This window comes from Phenylobacterium sp. (assembly GCF_004299445.1).
Classification (GTDB): Bacteria; Pseudomonadota; Alphaproteobacteria; order Caulobacterales; family Caulobacteraceae; genus Phenylobacterium.
On record NZ_SCTC01000053.1, the window covers coordinates 125563 to 144843 of the forward strand.

General features: G+C 68.9%; 16 protein-coding genes. 11 read left to right on the forward strand and 5 right to left on the reverse strand.

Annotated elements, in window-relative coordinates; genetic code table 11:
* Positions 1-94: 94 nt before the first annotated feature.
* The 5 genes from glmU to EPN98_RS15050 all read left to right on the forward strand — a co-directional run bounded on the left by glmU (position 95) and on the right by EPN98_RS15050 (position 6341).
* Positions 95-1447, forward strand: coding sequence for a bifunctional UDP-N-acetylglucosamine diphosphorylase/glucosamine-1-phosphate N-acetyltransferase GlmU (glmU, locus tag EPN98_RS15030; RefSeq protein ID WP_293363715.1), 1353 nt, complete (start codon positions 95-97; stop codon positions 1445-1447).
* 160 nt (positions 1448-1607) lie between these two features.
* Positions 1608-2288, forward strand: coding sequence for a ribose-5-phosphate isomerase RpiA (rpiA, locus tag EPN98_RS15035; protein ID WP_293363716.1), 681 nt, complete (start codon positions 1608-1610; stop codon positions 2286-2288).
* An 11-nt stretch (positions 2289-2299) separates the two neighbouring features.
* Positions 2300-3679: a glutathione-disulfide reductase gene (gene gor / locus EPN98_RS15040; protein ID WP_293363717.1), complete on the forward strand. Its 1380-nt coding sequence runs from the start codon at positions 2300-2302 to the stop codon at positions 3677-3679.
* A gap of 27 nt (positions 3680-3706) precedes the next feature.
* Positions 3707-4894, forward strand: coding sequence for an O-antigen ligase family protein (locus EPN98_RS15045; protein WP_293363718.1), 1188 nt, complete (start codon positions 3707-3709; stop codon positions 4892-4894).
* 67 nt (positions 4895-4961) lie between these two features.
* The gene (locus EPN98_RS15050; RefSeq protein ID WP_293363719.1) at positions 4962-6341 is read left to right on the forward strand and encodes a class II 3-deoxy-7-phosphoheptulonate synthase; all 1380 of its coding nucleotides are present in this window, start codon (positions 4962-4964) and stop codon (positions 6339-6341) included.
* Positions 6342-6522: 181 nt separating this feature from the next.
* On the opposite strand, the gene EPN98_RS15055 is transcribed toward EPN98_RS15050, so the two are convergent.
* Positions 6523-7791, reverse strand: coding sequence for a TetR/AcrR family transcriptional regulator (locus EPN98_RS15055; RefSeq protein ID WP_293363720.1), 1269 nt, complete (start codon positions 7789-7791; stop codon positions 6523-6525).
* A gap of 240 nt (positions 7792-8031) precedes the next feature.
* Between EPN98_RS15055 and EPN98_RS15060 the strand changes: the two genes are divergently transcribed.
* The 3 genes from EPN98_RS15060 to EPN98_RS15070 all read left to right on the forward strand — a co-directional run bounded on the left by EPN98_RS15060 (position 8032) and on the right by EPN98_RS15070 (position 13351).
* A complete protein-coding gene (locus EPN98_RS15060) occupies positions 8032-10413 on the forward strand; it encodes a TonB-dependent receptor (RefSeq protein ID WP_293363721.1) in 2382 nt (793 codons plus the stop codon).
* Positions 10414-10466: 53 nt separating this feature from the next.
* Positions 10467-11765, forward strand: a complete 1299-nt coding sequence (locus tag EPN98_RS15065) for a serine hydrolase domain-containing protein (RefSeq protein WP_293363722.1) — start codon at positions 10467-10469, stop codon at positions 11763-11765.
* 230 nt (positions 11766-11995) lie between these two features.
* Positions 11996-13351, forward strand: a complete 1356-nt coding sequence (locus EPN98_RS15070) for an MATE family efflux transporter (protein ID WP_293363723.1) — start codon at positions 11996-11998, stop codon at positions 13349-13351.
* Between the two features lie 27 nt (positions 13352-13378).
* Here the strand turns inward: EPN98_RS15070 and EPN98_RS15075 are convergent, their stop codons facing one another.
* Both EPN98_RS15075 and EPN98_RS15080 read right to left on the reverse strand, forming a co-directional pair.
* On the reverse strand, positions 13379-14281 hold the full coding sequence (locus EPN98_RS15075; RefSeq protein WP_293363724.1) for a cobalamin biosynthesis protein CbiG: 903 nt from the start codon (positions 14279-14281) through the stop codon (positions 13379-13381).
* A 109-nt stretch (positions 14282-14390) separates the two neighbouring features.
* Positions 14391-15392 (reverse strand): NADP-dependent oxidoreductase, encoded by a 1002-nt coding sequence (locus EPN98_RS15080; protein WP_293363725.1) that lies wholly within the window; start codon positions 15390-15392, stop codon positions 14391-14393.
* Positions 15393-15483: 91 nt separating this feature from the next.
* Here EPN98_RS15080 and EPN98_RS15085 point away from each other — a divergent pair, with 91 nt between their 5' ends.
* Together EPN98_RS15085 and EPN98_RS15090 are read left to right on the forward strand one after the other, a co-directional pair.
* On the forward strand, positions 15484-16407 hold the full coding sequence (locus tag EPN98_RS15085; protein WP_293363726.1) for a Gfo/Idh/MocA family oxidoreductase: 924 nt from the start codon (positions 15484-15486) through the stop codon (positions 16405-16407).
* A gap of 39 nt (positions 16408-16446) precedes the next feature.
* Complete coding sequence (locus tag EPN98_RS15090) at positions 16447-16923, forward strand: glutathione peroxidase (RefSeq protein WP_293363727.1); 477 nt, start codon at positions 16447-16449, stop codon at positions 16921-16923.
* Positions 16924-16971: 48 nt separating this feature from the next.
* On the opposite strand, the gene EPN98_RS15095 is transcribed toward EPN98_RS15090, so the two are convergent.
* Positions 16972-17967: an MDR family oxidoreductase gene (locus tag EPN98_RS15095; protein ID WP_293363728.1), complete on the reverse strand. Its 996-nt coding sequence runs from the start codon at positions 17965-17967 to the stop codon at positions 16972-16974.
* Positions 17964-18800, reverse strand: a complete 837-nt coding sequence (locus tag EPN98_RS15100) for an enoyl-CoA hydratase-related protein (RefSeq protein ID WP_293363729.1) — start codon at positions 18798-18800, stop codon at positions 17964-17966. Before EPN98_RS15100 ends, EPN98_RS15095 begins: the two co-directional genes overlap by 4 nt.
* 68 nt (positions 18801-18868) lie before the next feature.
* On the opposite strand from EPN98_RS15100, the gene EPN98_RS15105 reads away from it, so the two are divergent.
* Positions 18869-19261, forward strand: a complete 393-nt coding sequence (locus EPN98_RS15105) for a globin (protein WP_293363730.1) — start codon at positions 18869-18871, stop codon at positions 19259-19261.
* Positions 19262-19281 lie beyond the last annotated feature (20 nt).

Genomic DNA, 19281 nt, shown 5'->3' on the forward strand with positions numbered 1-19281 from the left:
GACGGCGCGGACGCTAGCCCGCAGTCGCATCGGGTCACAAGGCTTGCTAAGCCGAGGGGCCACTTAAGACTCGCCTTGCCGCCGGAGAGCCCGAATGACCGCCAGAGCCGCCGTGATCATGGCCGCCGGCCACGGCACGCGGATGAAGTCCAAGACGCCCAAGGTGCTGCACAGGGTGGGCGGGCGCACGCTGCTGGACCGCATCATCGACACCGTCCAGGCGGCGGGTTGCGAGCGGATCCACGTGGTGGTGGGCACGATCCCCGCGGTGCGCAAGCTGGTGGTAGACCGCCTGGGCGAGGCCGCGGTGGTGGTCCAGGACCCGCCAAAGGGGACCGGCCACGCGGTCATGTGCGCAGAGGACGCCCTCCGCGACTTCGACGGCGACGTCCTGGTGGTCAACGCCGACCCGCCGCTTCTGACCGCCCAGGACCTGGAGCCGCTGTTCACGCTGCGCCGCGGCGGCGCGGCGCTGGCCCTGCTGGGGTTCGAGCCGGCAGACCCGCTGCTGTATGGCCGCATCCTGCGCGGGGCCGACCAGCATGTGATCCGCATCGTCGAGCCCAGCGTGGCCAGCGACGAGGTCAAGGCCGTCAAGCTCTGCAACGCCGGCATGTACCTGGCGGGCCGCGAGGATCTGTTCCGCTGGCTGTCGCGGTTGACCGACGACAATCCCAAGAACGAGTACTTCCTCACCGGCATCGTCGCCGAGGCGGTGGCCGAGGAGAAGCTGGTCCGCGCCCACATCGCGCCCGAGACCTCGGTGATGGGCGCCGACACGCCGATGCAGCTGAGTCAGGCCGAGGCCGAATTCCAGAAGCGCCGCCGCGCCCACTTCCTCGCAGGGGGCGTGGCGATGACCGCGCCCGAGACGGTGTTCTTCGCCTGGGACACCGAGATCGCCCCCGGCGCGACCGTCGAGCCCTTTGTGGTCTTTGCGCCCGGCGTGAAGGTGGCGACCGGCGCGGTGATCCGGGCCTTCAGCCACCTGGAGGGCTGCATGGTGCGCGAGGACGCTCTGGTTGGCCCCTACGCCCGCCTGCGTCCGGGGGCCGACATCGGCGAGGAAGCCCACATCGGCAACTTCGTGGAAGTGAAGAAGGTCACGGTCGGCAAGGGCGCCAAGGCCAACCACCTGAGCTACCTGGGCGACGGCACGGTGGGCGCCGGCGCCAACATCGGGGCCGGCACGATCTTCTGCAACTACGACGGCTTCTTCAAATACGACACCCACGTCGGCGAGGGCGCCTTCATCGGCTCGAACTCGGCCCTGGTGGCGCCCGTGACGGTCGGGGCGGGCGCCTACACCGGCTCGGGCTCGGTGATCACCAAGGACGTGACGCCCGACGCCCTGGCCCTGTCGCGACCGGCCCAGGTGGAGAAGCTGGGCTGGGCGGCGCGGTTCCGCGAGGTGATGGGCGCGCGGAAGAAGGCGCAGGGGAAATGAGCAGGCGCGTTCCTTTTCCCTCCCTTAATGGGGAGGGACAGGCGGCGAAGCCGCCAGGGTGGGGAAGTGTGGGCCGGAGCGCGGAAGTCGGGGAGGATCGCGACTTCCCCACCCTGACCGCCTCCGGCGGTCTGTCCCTCCCCATTAAGGGAGGGAGGATATGAGCGAGGACCAGAAGCGCGCCGCCGGCGAAGCCGCCGCGGCCCTGGTCAAGCCCGGCATGGTCGTGGGTCTGGGCACCGGCTCCACAGCGGCTTGGTTCGTCCGCGCCCTGGCCGCGCGCAAGCTGGACATCGTGGGCGTTCCGACCTCGCAGGCCACGGCCGAGCTGGCGGCCGGCCTGGGTCTCCGGCTGGGCGAACTGGGCGAGGGGAAGGGCATCGACCTGACCGTCGACGGCGCCGACGAGATCGGGCCGGGCCTCTCGCTGATCAAGGGCGGCGGCGCCGCCCTGCTGCGCGAGAAGCTGGTCTGGGAAGCCTCGAAATCCTGCGTCGTGATCGCCGACGCCGCCAAGACTGTGAAGACGCTCGGGAAATTCCCGCTGCCGATCGAGGTGGTGGCGTTCGGTCACAAGACCACGGCGGCCCGAATCTGCGACGCGCTGGCGGAATGCGATATCGGCATCGCACCGATACTGCGTCGCAAGGACGGCGAGCCTGTCAAAACCGACGGCGGCAACCTTATCTATGACGCTCACTGCGGCCGGATCGAGGAACCGGCGGCCCTGGCGGCGGCGCTGAAGAGCGTCACCGGCGTGGTCGACCACGGCCTCTTCCTCGACCTGGCCGACCGCGCGCTGGTCGGCACGCCCGACGGCGTGATCGAACTCGAACCTTAGGAGGGCCACCTTTGGCCTACGACTACGATCTCTTCGTCATCGGCGCCGGCTCGGGCGGCGTTCGGGCCTCGCGGCTGGCGGCCATGACCGGCGCCAAGGTGCTGGTGGCCGAGGAGCACCGCGTGGGCGGCACCTGCGTGATCCGCGGCTGCGTGCCCAAGAAGTTCATGGTCTATGCCTCTGAATATGCAAAGTCTTTCGAGACCGCGCGCGGCTACGGCTGGACCGTGCCCGAGGCCACCTTCGACTGGCCGCGTTTCCTGATGGCCAAGGACAACGAGATCGCCCGGCTGTCGGGCATCTATGTCCGCAACCTGCAGAACGCCGGGGCCGAGCTGGTCCACGGGAAGGCCCGGCTGGTCGACGCTCATACGGTCGAGGTCGAGGGCCGTGGCCGTGTCACCGCCGACAAGATCCTGGTCGCCACCGGCGGCCGCCCCTGGATGCCCGCCGACCTGCCGGGCGTCGAGCACGCCATCACCTCGAACGAGGCGTTCCACCTGGAACAGCTACCCAAGCGCGTCGTGATCGTCGGCGGCGGCTATATCGCGCTGGAGTTCGCCTGCATCTTCAACGGCCTGGGCGTGGATACGACGGTGGTCCATCGCGGGCCCAACGTCCTGCGCGGCTTCGACGACGACATCCGCAGCCATGTAGCCGAGGAGTTGGAGGCCGCCGGCGTGAAGGTCCGCCTCGGAACCCAGATCGGCCGCATCGAGAAGACGGCGACGGGCCTCGTGGCCCATTGCGTCGACGGTCACGCGACCGAGGCCGATGTGATCATGTTCGCGGTCGGGCGCGTGCCCTACACCGACGACCTGGGGCTGGAGGCCGCCGGCGTCGCGCTCACCGAGACCGGCGCCGTGAAGGTGGACGCGTACTCGCGCTCGAGCGTCGACAACATCTGGGCCGTGGGCGACGTCACCGACCGCATCAACCTGACACCGGTCGCCATCCGCGAAGGCGCGGCCTTCGCCCAGACGGTGTTCTACGACAACCCGACGACCTTCGATCACGACATGGTCGCCTCGGCGGTGTTCACCCAGCCACAGGTGGGCTCGGTCGGCATGTCCGAGGCCGACGCGCGCCACAAGCATGGCAAGGTCGACGTCTATCTCTCCAAGTTCCGCCCGATGAAGGAGACCTTCTACGGCGGCCACCAGCGGGCATTGATCAAGCTGGTGGTGGAGCAGGGGACCGAGAAGATCCTGGGCTGCCACGTGGTGGGCCCCGACGCCGGCGAGATCATTCAGATGGCCGCCATCGCGCTGAAGATGGGCGTGACCAAGCCGCAGTGGGACTCGACCTGCGCCGTCCACCCGACCCTGGCCGAGGAACTGGTCACGATGCGCGAGAAGTACACGCCGCCGGCCCTTGGCGCGGTGGCGTAGACCGCCGAAGCCGCTTATCACGCCGCCATGAGCGACACGGCGCCGGCGGCGCGGGACGGGCTGGGAGTCTGGTGCGGCTGGGTGCTGACCGCCGTCGCCGTGCTGACTCCGCTCATGGCCTGGCTGGGTCCCCTGGGCTTCGCGCCGCTTCTGGGCCTGGCCGGACTGCTCTGCCTGCCGGCGTTCCGGGTGAGCCTGCTCGAGGCGCCGCTTCTGGTGGTGCTGGCTCTGGCGGCGGCCTGGGCGGCCGTTTCGGGCCTCTGGAGCCCCTACAAGCCCGGCGAACTCGAGGAGTCCACGGCCCTCAAGATCGCGTTGCAGATCCCGCTCTACTGGGCCGCCTGGAGCGCCGCGCGCCGCGTCGCCCCGCCGCACAGACGGCGGATCCTCCGGATTCTCGCCTGGGGCCTGGCCATCTACGGCGTGATCCTGCTGATCGAGGCCGTCACGGGCGCGGCCGTCTACCAGGCGCTGCGGAACGCCATCGGCGATCCGATCCGCCCCGATCTCGCCCGCAAGAACATCGCCCAGGGCAGCTTTGCGCTGGCGCTCCTGTGGCCGGTGGCGCTGGCGGCCGGCGTCCGCGCCGGGGCGCCGGCGTGGCTCGCGCTGCCGATGGCGGCCGGCGCCGCGCTTCTGGCCACCCGCTTCCTGTCCGACGCGCCGACCCTGGCCGTCGGTTTCGCCATCCTGATCGCGGGCGTCACCCTGGTGTGGCCTCGGACGGCGCCCAAGGTGTTCGGCGCCGGCGTGGCCCTGCTGATCGTGGCTATGCCGCTCGTCATCCTGGTGGTGAAGGCGGTGGGCGCGGGCCAGCACCTGCCGGTCTCGTGGGCCCAGCGGGTCGGCTACTGGACCTATGCGCTGGAGCGGATCGCCGAGAAGCCCTGGACCGGCTGGGGCCTGGACGCCAGCCGCGCCTTCAGCCCCTACATCCAGCTCCACCCCCACAACGGCCCACTGCAGCTCTGGCTGGAACTGGGGCTGCTGGGCGCCCTGGCGGCGGCGCTGGTCTGGGTGTTCATCTTCCGGCGTCTGGCTCGCGATGCTCGCAACCTCGTGGCCGCCGGGTCGGCCGCCTCGGCTGCGGTGTACGTCTTCTTCGGCGCCATCAGTTTCGGCGTCTGGCAGGAGTGGTGGCTGGCCCTGGGCGCGCTCACCGCGGTGATCGCCGCGATGGGTGACGGCGAAGAGGCGGCGTCGCAGGGGAGGTGACGCCTCGGGCCGCGTCGAGTAAAACGCCCGGCCCGCCGAACGCCCGGCGGTTCCTGAGTGAACACCGATGACCGAAGCCTGGACACCCGCCTCCTGGAGAAGCAAGCCCGCCAAGCACATCCCGGCTGACTACCCGGACCTGGCTGAGCTGTCGCGCGTGGAGACCCAGCTTCGCAAGATGCCGCCGCTGGTGTTCGCCGGCGAGGCGCGTCGGCTGAAGAGCCTTCTGGGCGACGTGGCCGCGGGCAAGGCGTTCCTGCTGCAGGGCGGAGACTGCGCCGAGAGCTTCAAGGAATTCGCGGCCGACAACATCCGCGACATGTTCCGCCTCATCCTGCAGATGGCGGTGGTGCTGACCTTCGCCGGCGGCAAGCCGATCGTGAAGGTGGGGCGCATGGCCGGCCAGTTCGGCAAGCCGCGCTCATCGCCGGTCGAGACCATCGGCGGCGTCGAGCTGCCCAGCTACCGGGGCGACAACATCAACGGCATGGAGTTCACGCCCGAGGCGCGGATCCCCGATCCCCAGCGGCTGATCCAGGCCTACAGCCAGTCGGCGGCGACGCTGAACCTGCTGCGCGCCTTCGCCGGCGGCGGCTATGCCGACCTCTACAACATCCACCGCTGGACGCTGGGCTTTGTGGCCGACAGCCCGCAGGGTGCGCGCTACCGCGAACTGGGCGACAAGATCTCGGAGAGCCTGCGCTTCATGGACGCCCTGGGCATCAACGCCCAGACCCACCCGACCATCCACCAGGTGGAGTTCTTCACCAGCCATGAGGGCCTGCTGCTGGGCTACGAGGAGGCCATGACCCGGGTCGATAGCACCTCGGGCGAATGGTACGACACCTCGGCCCACCTGCTGTGGATCGGCGAGCGCACGCGCCAACTGGACCACGCCCACATCGAGTTCTTCCGCGGCATCAGGAACCCGATCGGCATGAAGGTGGGCCCGACGCTTGAAGGCGACGAGCTGAACCGCCTGATCGACGTGCTGAACCCCACCGAGGAAGCCGGCCGCCTGACGCTGTACGGCCGTTTCGGCTCCGACAAGATCGCCGGGCGCCTGCCCGACCTGCTCAAGGCCACCAAGGGCCGCAACGTGGTCTGGGCCATCGACCCGATGCACGGCAATACGCTGACCGCCACCAACGGCTACAAGACGCGGCCCTTCGACCGCATCCTGTCGGAGGTGAAGGCCTTCGTGGACATTTGCATCGCCGAGGGGACCCACCCCGGCGGCGTGCATCTGGAAATGACGGGCCAGAACGTCACCGAGTGCCTGGGCGGCGCCCGCGCGCTCAGCGAAGGCGACCTGGCCGACCGCTACCACACCCACTGCGACCCCCGCCTCAACGGCGAACAGGCCCTGGAGCTGGCGTTCCTGGTCGCCGAGCGGCTGAAGGATGACCGCGTAGACCTGAACCAACGCGTCGCGCAGGCGATCTAAAAGACACACTGTTCACCTCTCCCAGGCGCGGCAGCGCCGTGGGAGAGGCCGGGAGAGGGCGGCGCGGCCGTGGATGCACGCCCGACGTTGGACCCGATCGCACCGCGAGCTGGTCGGCGGAAGCCCCCCGGTCAGCGCATGCCCGGCGGCTCCGGCTGGTGAGCCCCGGGGGCGGCGGCTTCTAGACGGCGAGCCCCGACTTGAACAGCCCGACGATCTCATCGGCGATTCGGTGCGGCTTGGAGTTGTCGAGCTGGTCGATCCACTTCGGGATCCAGAGAAAGGCTCCCGCCCGCGCAATGGTGAGCGGGCGGTAGTCCACCCTGCGCCGGGTGCCGTCGGCGATGCCTTCCATCGCCACGGCGTCGCTGCGCTCCAAGAGCTTGCGAAGCCTGTCGGCAAACGTGGCGCGCAACCCCGGATCCAGCACCTCGCCACCCATCCAGGCCGCTACGGGTTGCAGCGGCCCGGCCTGCGCCTGCGTGTTGAGATGCGTAATGATCAGAGACTTCTCGAGGCCGTCGCGACCGTTCCGCTCGGCGAAATCCATGAACACCTCGTAGAGCTTGTAGCCCCGCTCGAGGCAACCGCGGATGAGGTCCTCGCGATCGTTGAAGTAATGGTAGACGGTCCCGCGCGTGACGCCCAGGGCGGCCACGACGTCCTCGAGAGACAGGCTTTCGGCGCCGCGAAGGTTGATGAGCTTCGAGCCGGCCATGAGGATCTGCTCGATGCGCAGGTCGGCCACGCTGAGGGCGTCCAATCCACGCACCTGCAGCGGGGAAAACATGTCGGCGCTCTGATGGAGCGCGAATGGCGTGTCGCGGTCCGTGGCCGAGCCCCACGCGACGAAGTCCAGGATCGCAGCGACGTTCTCGATGTCGCGCTCGGCTTCGACCCACTGCCCGGAGACGCGATAGAAGGCCACCATCGAAGGCAGCACCCGGGCGATCAGCTGCTCGTCGCACGGGCGGATGTTGCCCAGTCGGATGCCCTCGCCGATCATGGCGGCCAGCCGCTCGTAGTTGCGGCGAACGTCACGGGTGATGATCTCACGAGGGCCCGGGGACAGCAGGCCGATGTCGGTGATGACCGCCGTTCGCTTGGCCTCTTCGCCGAGACTTTCCTCCAGATAGCGGAGCACCCGCGGAAGGCCTGGCGCAGCCGCCTCCGCGCGGTCCAGCCACTCGGTCTCGGCCGCACAGCTGCGCTGGTAGCAGCGGAACACCAGGTCCTCGCGGTCGGCGACGTAGTGGTAGACCGTCGCCCGGCTGAGGCCGAGCGCCTTGGAGAGATCCGCAAGGCCCACGGCGCCCACCCCGTGGGCATTGAACAGCTGCGCGGCGGCCGCAAGAATCTGCTCCTGTTTGGAGACCTTGGGCTCAACGTCGCGCCGGCGCGTCCGCGCGGTCCTGGTCCGCCCCGCGCTCTCGGCCTTCTCAATCGTCACGAACAGAATTCCTCAGAGCCGGCGATGCCGCCGCGAACCTAGGGCCCTGCGCGACGCCAACACAAGGCGTGGCAGCGGATGATCCTTCCTGTCAGGCAGTCAGCGTCGGACGTCGACGCATGTCAACATACATCAACGTCGAAATCGGTTGACCCGGATCGCCGACGCTGACACACGTCCACATACACAAACGTCGAAAATCGACGGCGCGGCCTTTTGGCCTTCTTCGGGGAGTGAACGATGAGACGCATGCAACTGCTCGCCTGCACCGGGCTGCTGACCGCGCTGGGCCTGCCGGCTATGGCACAGTCCCAGGCGGCGCCCGCCGCGGCGATCGCGCGGGCCGGGGCCGACGACACGACTGTCGAAGCCATCGTGGTGACCGCGCGCAAGCGTGAGGAGCTCCTGGAGGATGTCCCCGCGGCCATCACCGCCTTCGGCAAGAACGACATCGCCCGCTATGGGCTCAACAGCGTTGATGAACTGACGCGTCTGACGCCGGGCCTTCAGACCGCCGAGTCGTCGGTGTCCTCCGGCGGCTCGATCTCGCTGCGTGGCGTCGGCAGCGGCTCGACCAACTACCTCGGCGACCAGGCCGTCTCGATCAACGTCGACGGGATGCAGGTCGGCACCCTGAACATCCGCAAGACGGCCCAGATCGATCTGGCCCAGATCGAGGTGCTGCGCGGACCGCAGGCGCTGTTCTTCGGCAAGAACAGTCCGGGCGGCGTGATCTCGCTGAAGACGGCAGACCCGGGGAACCGCGAGGAGATCGAGGTCAGCGCCGGCCTCGAGGCCGTGTCGCAGGATTACTACGTGCAGGCGCTGTACTCCGCGCCGCTGAGCGACCAGGTCGGGCTGCGGCTCGTGGGTCGCTACTCCAAGATGAACGGGTACTTCAACGTGAAGACCGTGCCGGCCAACGGCGACCCCCTCGTCATCCCGGCCCACGTGGACCAGTACCCCGTCGGCGAGGAACTCTTCTTCCGCGGCACCCTGGTCGTCGAACCCACCGACAACCTGAAGATCAACAGCAAGTTCACCTACAACAAGTCAGAGGTCGAAGGCGGGTCGATCACCACCCTGCAGCGTATCAGCTGCCCGAACGGCGCCCCGCAACTCCAGCCGGCGTTCCCCTGCGTCGGCGACCGTGACATCTATCGCGGCGGCGCCCCCGCGGTCGTCGCCCAGCTGGTGCCCGGCTCGCCGACCCTCGATGGCCTCGGTCTGCGCAACAACGAGCAGATCCTCGCCACCGTTCAGGCCGACTACAAGATCACGCCGAATCTCACGGCGACGTCCGTCACGGGCTACTACTGGTTCGACGAGATAAACGCCCACAACGCCTCGATCGGGCCCCGGGCGACGCTGCTCGTGCCCTACCTGCCGTTCGAGATGAAGCAGTTCACCCAGGAGCTGCGTCTGGCCTCCAGCTTCGAAGGTCCGCTGAACGTGACCCTCGGAGCCTTCTACGAATCCAGAACGGCCGATGGCGCGCAGGACGCTGTCATCCTGACGGGGGCCGCCCCGTTCGCGATCGGCACCGAGCGGACCCACCAGAGCCAGGACGCCTACTCGCTCTTCGGCCAGCTGATCTGGACGCCGACCGACCGGCTCGAGGTTTCCGGCGGGCTTCGGTATTCGCATGAGCGGAAGGACCTGAGGTTCTTCCATCGCGGCGTAGATGTGACCGCCAATCTGGCCACCGACGAGCTGAAGTTCAGCAACGTCTCGCCGGAACTGACCGTCTCGTATGATCTCACCCAGGAACTGATGGTCTTCGGGTCCTACAAGGAGGGGTTCAAGTCCGGCGGCTTTGACGCCGGCTTCACCAACGGGGCCATTGGCCGCGCCCGGCCGGGCGCCTTCAACAACACCTTCGCCGAGGAGCACGTTTCGGGCTTCGAAGGGGGTGTGAAGGGCAATTTCGCCCGGCGGCTGACGTTCGGTGTCACGGCCTACGCCTACGACTACACCGACCTTCAGGTCGGCGCGTTCGATGCGGCGTCGATCTCCTTCAAGGTGCTGAACGCCGCGGCCGCCGAGGTGCAGGGCATCGAACTCGAGGTGGATTGGCAGACGCCGGTCGATGGACTGAGCCTCAGGGGTTCGGCGGCCTATAACGACGCCAAGTTCAAGGACTTCCTTTCGGGCTGTTACCTGGGCCAGACGCCGGCTCTGGGGTGCAACAAGACCCTCAACCCGGCCACCGGGGCGTTCCTGGAGCAGGACATGGCTGGCCGGCGCATGAACAACGCCCCGGAAGTCGTGGTGTTCGGTGGCTTCCTCTATACCCGCGACCTCACGCAGGGCCTCGGCCTGGAGCTCACGCTCGACGCGGAATACTCCAGCGCCTACTTCGCCAACCTGCGCCAGTCGCCGCAGGATCTGCAGGACGCCTACACCAAGATCAACGCCGGCGTCCGTCTGTTCGGTCCCGACCGCAAGTGGGAGCTGGCGCTGCTCGCCCGCAACCTGACCAACGAATACATCTTCGCCGCCAGTGGGCCGGTCACCCTGACAGGATCCGGAAGCGGAACTCCGACCGCGCGCTTCGGGGACGAAAGCGCGGCCATCACCCGTGGGCGGGAAGTCTTCCTCCGCGCCGCCTATCGGTTCTGACCCTTAGCGGGCGCTCTTCGCGAGCGCCCGTTCCTTTCCCACGAGGTGTCAACGTGCGTTCGCTCAAGTCCTTGCCCCATTCCCAACTGATCATCGCTGCGGGCTTCGCCGCTCTCAGCGGTTGCGCCAGCGTCGAGGGGGCAGCCTCCGGCGGCGGCTCGACCGGCTCGTCGTCGAGCGCCGTCCTCTCGCTCGAACCCATTGCCGGGGCGGTGCAGAAGCGCATCGACGACGGGTCAATTCCCGGGGCTTTGGTGCATATCTCCGAGCGCGGGCGGTCCAGCTACAGGCAGGCTCAGGGCTACGCCGATCTTGAGCGGCGAATCCCGGTGGCCCCCGACACGATCTTCCGCTTCTACTCGATGACCAAGCCGATCACCTGCGCGGCTGTGATGACGCTCTACGACGCCGGGCGCATCGACCTCGACGCGCCGATCAGCCGGTACCTCCCGGAGTTCCGGGAGATGCGGGTGCGCACGACTTCGGGGCTGGTCGCCGCCAAGCGCGACATCACCGTGCGCCACCTCATGACCCACACGTCCGGGCTCTCATACGAGATCCTGCCGGGGCCGGTATCCGACGACTATCGCCGCGCCGACGTCTTCGCGATCCGCAACCGCACCACCGAGACACTCGAGGCCCACGTCAGGCGTCTCTCCGCGCTGCCCCTGGCCCTCCAGCCTGGCGAGGGGTGGAACTATGGCGAGTCCATGGGCGTCCTTGGTCGGCTCGTCGAGGTCGTGAGCGGCCAGTCCTACCGGACCTACCTGAAGGCCAACGTCCTGGATCCCCTGGGGATGACGGACACCGACTTCTTCGTGCCCGCGGAGAAGGCCCACCGGCTGGCGCAACTCTACACCAAGGCCGGCGCGGCTCCGCTGCAGAACGCGCAGGACGCGGCCCAGTTCGGCGGCAGCTACCTCGAACAGCCGAAGCTCGAATATGGCGGAGCGGGGCTTGTGGGCACGGCGGACGACTACATGAGCTTCGCGCACATGTTGCTGGCCCGCGGCACCCACAAGGGCGCCCGCATCCTGTCCGAAAAGAGCGTCGACATGATGATGTCGAACCAATTGCCACCGGAGCTGGGGGAACAGCCTCTGGTCTCGGCTGGCCGCGCGCCCGGGGTCGGATTCGGCTTCTGTGGCTTCGTGGTCGTTGCGCGCGACCAGCGCAGCCCGCCCGGAAGCGTGGGCGAATACGGGTGGAGCGGCTGGGCCAGTACGGCCTTCTGGGTCGATCCCGCGCGCGACCTGGCCGGCCTCGTCTTCACCCAGGTCGTCCCCGACGAGGTTGGCGCGATCCGCCTCGCGGACGATGTGCGCGAAGTGATCTATCGGGCCGCCAACTAGGCGAGGGCAGGGTTCCGGGGCTTTTCGGCCCACAAGCCAGCGCAACGCGTCGCTCCGGTCAAGGCATGCCGGGCGGCGCCGGTCTGTTCGTCGGGCTGGCTCCGGGGCGCGGCTGTGCCCCCAGGGCCACGCCACGGCACAGTCCGCTGACGACGGCCAAGCCGGCCTTGCCAGGTTTTGACGCGGGCGCCAGTCTCCGCGCCTCTTTGAAAACCCCGGGACCCTTCGTCATGGACCGCCCAGCGGCCCACGCGCCTTCGCCTGTCCGCCAAGACCTCGCGACCCTGCTCAAGCTGTCGGGGCCGGTGGTGATGTCGCGCCTGGGCATCATGGCGATGGGGCTGACCGACGCTGTGGTCGTGGGCCGCTATTCGGCGACCGAGCTGGGCTATCACGCCCTGGGCTGGGCCCCGACCAGCGTGGTGCTGACCATGGTGGTGGGCCTGCTGACCGGCGTGCAGGTGATGACGGCGCGGGCGATCGGGGAGGGGCGGCGCGACAAGGCCGGCGCGGTCCTGCGGCGCGGGCTGGCCTACGCCATCTGGATCGGCCTGGCCTCGACCGTCTTCCTGGCGCTGGTCGGGCCGCCCTTCATGCACGTCATCGGGCTGGAGAGGGACCTGGCCGACGGCGCCACCCGCGCGCTGCTGGTCTTCTCGCTGTCGCTGACCGGCTACGCCATGAGCGTCACCGCCAGCTTCTGGCTGGAGGGACTCTCACGTCCGGGCCCTGCTGCCTGGGCCATGTGGGTCGCGAACGTCGTGAACCTGGGCCTCGTCCTGTTGCTGGTGCCGGGCACATTCGGCCTGCCGGCCCTGGGCGCGGTGGGCGCCGCCTGGGCCACCACGGGCGCGCGCACGTTCCTGGCCGTGGCCATGCTGGGCTACATCGCCCTGATGCCCGAGGCCCGCGCCCTGGGCGTGTTCACGAAGCCCGAGCGCGACCGCGCCGCCGAGGCCGAGCAGCGGCGGATCGGCTACGGCGCCGGCGCCTCCAACTTCCTGGAGGTCTCGGCCTTCGCCAGCATGAACATCTTCGCCGGCTGGATCTCGGGCCTGGCCGTGGCCGCCTGGGCCATCGTGCTGAACGTGGCCGCCATCGTCTTCATGGTCCCGCTGGGCCTGGCCACAGGGGCCGCCGTGCTTGTGGGCAGCGCCTATGGCGCGCGCGACGTCGCGGGGGTCAACCGCGCCGGCGCCGTGTCGTTCGCGGTGGCCGCGTCGTTCGGTCTGGTGGTCTCGCTGGCCATCTGGCCCACCGCGCACCTGATCGTCAGCGGCTACACGACCGACGCGGCGACCATCGCGCTGGCGGCTCCGGCGCTGGTGCTGTCGTGCCTGTTCTTCTTCCCCGACTGCCTGCAGGTGGTGGCGGCCCAGGCGCTGCGCGCCCGTGGCGACATCTGGCTACCCACCTACACGCACCTCACCAGCTATGTCCTGGTGATGATGCCGCTGGCCTGGTGGCTGGCCATCCCGCTGAAGATGGGCGTCAACGGCATCGTCTGGGCCGTGATCATCGCCAGCTTCCTGTCGGGTGGTCTCCTGCTGGCGCGCTTCTGGATGCTGAGCCGGCGGGACCGCTGAGCCGTTTCCCCCCCGCGGGGAGGGAAGTTACGCCCCGGCCCCCAGGATCCAGCCTTCCTCGCGTTCGGCGTCCAACACCACATCGGCGGCCGTGCCCTTCGGGGGACCGAAGAGGGGGCCCAGCTTGTTGGCTTCGTCCAGCCGGGCGAAGTGTTCGGCCGTGGCGCGCACCTGGGCCAGGTCCTTCACCTCGCCGGGGGCCACGGTGGGCTTCAGCAGCGACGGGTACACCTCGGCCACCACGGCCTCGACGCCCTGGAGGTCAGCCTCGGTCAGCGCCTTGAAACCGGTCTCGAACGGCCAAGCCTTCACGCCTTCGCCGCGGGCGGCCTTCAGTCGGCGCACGAATGGGATGCCCAGGATCGCCTGACCGCCCACCGAACCGTTGTAGTAGAGCTTCCAGATCGACGAGGCGCCCTTGGCCGCCAGGTCTGCGTGGCGAAACTCGGGCAGGTCGTCCGGTCCGTGCTCGCGGCTGCGCTTGGGCTGGAGGGTCGTCAGGGTGTCCTTGGGCGGGCAGCCCCAGAACGGGAACGGACCGCCGGTGATCCGCCGGTTGATCTCGGAGCCGACGCCGAAGCGGTTGTTGGTGTTGTCGGCCTTGTCCTTGACCATCTTGTTCAGCTGGTCCCACGTCGCGCGCCACGGCTCGTCGCCCGGCAGGTTCAGCGCCGCGGCCAGCCCGCGCGGGAATCCCAGCGGGAAGTCAAAGCCCACCAGCGCGCGCTCGCCCCGCTTCTTCAGGTCGTCCAGGATCGCGGTCAGCCGCACCTCGGCCTCGGCGCGGGTGGCCGGGTTGAAGCTCTCGAACGCCATGCGGAAGCGGATGTCGCGCTTGAGCACGCCGATCCAGATGGAATCCGCGCCGGTGGTCGGCTTGGCCGCCGCGCTCCAGTCGACGATCACGTAGGCGCTGAACAGGCGCGGCAAGGCCGGGCTCCAGATACTGAGAAAACAGGAATGGCAGGCTTGTACGACATCCCTTCGCCGAAGGGCAGGGCTATCGGTGAGCGCGGAGCGGCGCGTGAGCGCCGCTGCGTCAGCCCAGCTTCACCAGCATCTTGCCCAGGTTTTCGCCCTTGAAGAGACCGAGGAAGGCGTCGGGGGCCTTCTCGATGCCTTCGAAGACGGTCTCCTTCCAGGTGACCTTGCCCTCCTTCACCCACTGGGAGAGGTCGCGCAGGAAGGCCGGCATCATGTCCCACGAGCTGGAGACGATGAAGCCTTCCATCCGCAGCTGCTTGCCCACCATCAGGACCAGGTTCCGGGGCCCGGGCGGCATCTCGGTGGCGTTGTACATCGAGATCGCGCCGCACAGGGCGAAGCGGGCGAAGGGGCGGGCGGCGGTCAGGGCCGCCTCGAGGTGCTCGCCGCCGACGTTGTCGAAGTAGACGTCGATGCCGTTCGGCGCGGCCTTGAGCAGCGCCGCCGTCAGGTCCTTCTCGGCCTTGTAGTCGATGGCGTGGTCGACGCCGATCGACTTCAGGAAGGCCACCTTGTCGGGGCCGCCGGCCGAGCCGATGACGGTGTGGCCCTTGGCCTTGGCGATCTGGGCGACCATCGAGCCCACCGCGCCGGCCGCGCCCGAGACGAACACCACGTCGCCGTCCTTCAGCGCCGCGATCTTCAGCAGGCCGGCGTAGGCGGTGAGGCCAGGCATGCCCGCGGCGCCCAGGAACGCCTGGATCGGCAGGCCCATGGGGTCCAGCTTCTGCACCTGGGCGGCCGGGGCGTTGAAGCCCTCGCGCCAGCCGAAGCCCGACTGCACCAGGTCGCCGGGCTTGAACGCCGGATCGCTCGAGGCGGTCACTTCGCCGACCGCGCCGCCGTCCATGGCTTTGCCCAAGGCGAAGGGCGGGGTGTAGCTCTGCACGTCGTTCATGCGGCCGCGCATGTAGGGATCGACCGTCATCCAGAGGTTCTTCACCTGCACCTCGCCCGCGGCGGGCGCGGGGAGCTCGACGGTGGCGAGCTCGAAGTTGTCGGCGGTCGGCATGCCGTTGGGCCGGCTCTTGAGGCGGATCTCACGGACGGCGGTCATGGCGGCTTCCTTCCAGGTTTGTTCGTTCAAACAGGTGTATGACCTTCGGCGGGTGGCGTCGAGGCTGCGCAGCGTGCTAGCAGCCCGCCCCATGAGCGAGACCTTGCGCGCAGGCGTGATCGGGGCGGGCGTCTTCGGCGGGTATCATGCCCGCCAGTATGCGCGTCTGCCTGGGGTGACCTTCCAGGGCGTCTACGACATCGATCCCGAGCGCGCGGCCACGGTGGCGATGCCTCTGGGCGGGCGGGCCTTCTCCGAGCTGGAGGCCTTCCTGGCGTGCGTGGACGTGGTGACGGTGGCCTCGCCCGCGACCCATCACGCCGAGCAGGCGCTGGCGGTCATCGCGGCTGGCAAGCATGTCTACATCGAGAAGCCCATCGCGATCAGCGTGGCCGACGCCGAGCGGGTGCGGGCCGCGGCGGCGAAGGCCGGCGTGGTCGTCGCCTGCGGCCATCAGGAGCGGGTGGTGTTCCAGGCCATGGGCCTGCTGGACGTGCCAGAGCAGCCCCTGCTGCTGGAGGCGCTGCGCCACGGCCCGCCGTCGGACCGCAGCCGCGACGTCTCGGCCGTGCTGGATCTGATGGTGCACGACATCGACCTGGCCCTGGCGATCGCCGCCTCGAACCCGGTGACCGCCGAGGCCGAGGGCGCGCGAGGGTCCGACGGTGTCTGGGACGTGGTTCGGGCCGAGGCCAGCTTCGAGAGCGGTTTCACGGCGATCCTGGACGTCTCGCGCCAGGCCGCCGCGCGCAAGCGGACGATGCGGATCGTCTACCCCTCGGGCGAGGTCGAGATCGACTTCGTGGCCCGGACCTTCCGCAACACCACGCCGTTCGAACTGAACGCCGACTTCGCCAACACCCCGGCTGCGTCCGATCCCCTGGGGGCCAGCGTCGAGGGCTTCCTGCAGGCCGTCCGAGGCCTGGCGCCGCGGCCGGTGGTGACGGCCGAGGAGGCCATGGCCGCGCTCGATCTGGCGATCGCGGTAGAACAGGCATTGGAAGACGCGGGGTAACAGCGCTAGCGTCCGGCCCGACCCATTCCGGAGGCCCCCATGTCCAGCGCTCACGACTACAGCTTCGACGCCATCGCCGGCGGCCCGCTGCCGATGGCCACCTTCAAGGACAAGGTGGTGCTGCTGGTGAACGTGGCGTCCAAGTGCGGGCTCACGCCCCAGTATGACGGGCTGGAGAAGCTCTACACAGACTACAAGGACAAGGGCTTGGTGGTGCTGGGCGTGCCCTGCAACCAGTTCATGGGCCAGGAGCCGGGGTCCGAGGCGGAGATTCAGACCTTCTGCCGGACCACCTATGGGATCGACTTCCCGATGACCGCCAAGGTGGACGTCAAGGAGGCGGGCGCGCACCCGCTCTACAAGTGGGCCGAGCAGCAACTGGGCGAGCCGGCCGTGCCGGTCTGGAACTTCCACAAGATCCTGCTGGGCAAGAACGGCGAGGCCCTGCAGGCCTTCGGCCCGCGCACCGAACCCCAGGATCCGGCCCTGGTCGCCGCCATCGAGGCGGCGCTCTAAGGCGGTCTGGACGAGCCCTCCTCCCCAACGGAGGAGGAGGGCGCGAGCCTAGCCGTTTACGTCGATCACCACCCGGCCCCGCACCTTGCCGTCCAGGATCTCGGTCCCCAGGCGGGGCAGATCCGAGAGCGTGGCCGTCGAGGTCATCGCCGCCAGCTTTCCGAGGTCGAGATCGCGGGCGAGGCGACCCCAGGCTTCGACGCGGTCCGGGGCAGGGCGCATGACGCTGTCGATCCCCACCAGGGTCACGCCCCGCAGGATGAACGGCGCCACCGAGCCTGGGAGGTCCAGGCCCTGAGCCAGACCGCACGCGGTGACCGCGCCGCCATAGCGTGTCTGGGAGAGCACATTGGCCAGCGTGTGGCTGCCTACCGAGTCCACCGCGCCGGCCCAGCGCTCCTTGCCGATCGGTCGGGCCGGTCCCTGGAACTCGGCGGCGTCGATGACTTCGGCTGCGCCCAGGTCGGTCAGGTAGGCGCCCTCGCTGTCCTTGCGTCGCGACGAGGCCACGACGCGGTAGCCCAGCCTGGCCAGGAGGGCGATGGCCACGCTGCCCACGCCCCCGGCCGCGCCGGTCACCAGGATCTCGCCGGCGTCGGGCGTCACGCCCTGGCGCTCGAGCCCGATGACGCTGAGCATGGCGGTGTAGCCGGCGGTGCCTATGGCCATCGCCTGGGCCGAGGTCAGGCCCTGCGGCAGCTTCACCAGCCAGTCGCCCTTGACCCGCGCCCGCTGGGCATAGCCGCCATGATGGGTCTCGCCCACGCCCCAGCCGTTCAGCACCACGCGATCGCCGGCCTTGAAGCCTGAATGGCTCGACGTCTCGACGACGCCGGCGAAGTCGATCCCCGGGATCAGTGGCCAGACCCGCACCACCGGCGATCGGCCGGTCAGCGCCAGCCCGTCCTTGAAGTTGATCGTGGAGTGTTCGACCCGGACGGTGACGTCGCCGTCCATTAGGTCGGCGTCGGTCAGGTTCTCGAAGCGGGCCTCGGGCGCGCCGTCGGTCTTGTGCAGGCGCAGGGCGCGGAAGCTGTCGGTCATTTTTCGCTCGCTGAAACAGGGGTGAGGCCGTGACGGTCGCCTTTGCGACCCTTCACGGCGAGATCGACGGTGAGCAGGCGACGTTCGCCGTCCATGCGCATCTGGTTGCCGGGCATCCACATCATCGCGACATAGTCGCCCAGCGAGTCCTCGACGGCCCGGCTGAAGCCTTGTGCGTCCTGGGCCTTGTTCATCTGCAGCTTGGCGAAGCGCAGGTAGCCGGGGTCGTTCTCGGCCACGCGCCGCGCCCAGGCGAAGGTCTCGCGCTCGAGGTTGGCGGAGGGCAGCACACGGTTCACGAAGCCGTCGTCCGCGGCCTCCTGGGCGGTGATGAAGCGGCTCTCGAAGCACAGCTCCTTGGCGCGGCGGATGCCGATGTCCCACGGGATCGACATGTACTCGACAAAGCCCGGGAGGAACTGCGCGTCGTCCGCGGCGAAGACCACGTCCATGGCCGCGGCCAGCATCCACCCGGCGTAGATGCAATAGCCCTCGACCATGGCGATCGTCGGCTTCTCGAAATTGCGCCACTTGAGCAGCAGGTCGAGGTTGTACTTCTTGAAGGCGTCGTAGTGCTGGATGCCCCCCGCGCCGATCTTGGCCTGGCGGTACGCGGCGCCCTCGGGCGTGCCCAGATCGTGGCCGGTGGAGAAGACGCCGCCCGCGCCGCGGACCAGCACGATCCGCACATCGGGGTCGTCTCGCGCCAGGTCGAAGGCGCCGTCGATCTCATCCAGCATCTTCCAGCTCTGGGCGTTGCGATAGCGCGGGCGATTGAGCGTGATCACACCGACCCCCGCCTCGACGCCGTAGATGATCTCCTCGAACGTCATCACGCCCCTCCCTTTGTGCTTTTCGGCGACTATAGGCAGGGTGACGCGAAGGCGCGAAGGGAGCACTCGTGGGCGACACCACAACCGACATCGTGACCCGGAGCCTCGAGCGGCTGGCCGAGCGGGTAGGGGACCCGACGCCCCAGGTCTACCAGCGGCTCTTCGCGCGGCTCCCGCAGGCCGAGGCGCGCTTCGCCCGCGACGTGACGGGAGACATCAAGGGCGAGATGCTGAGCATGGTGTTCGGCTGCCTGATGGATCCCGCCGGGCCCTATCAGGTGAACCTGGTGAAGTCGGAGCGGGTGAACCACGACGGGTACGGCACGCCCAACCACGAGTTCGACAGCTTCTTCCAGATCGTGAAGGAGACCTGCCGCGACCTGCTGGGGTCCGACTGGACCGCGGCCGAGGAAGAGGCCTGGAACACCCAGATCGCGCGCGTGACCTCGATCACCCAATGAGAAGGGCGCCCGGCCTTGCG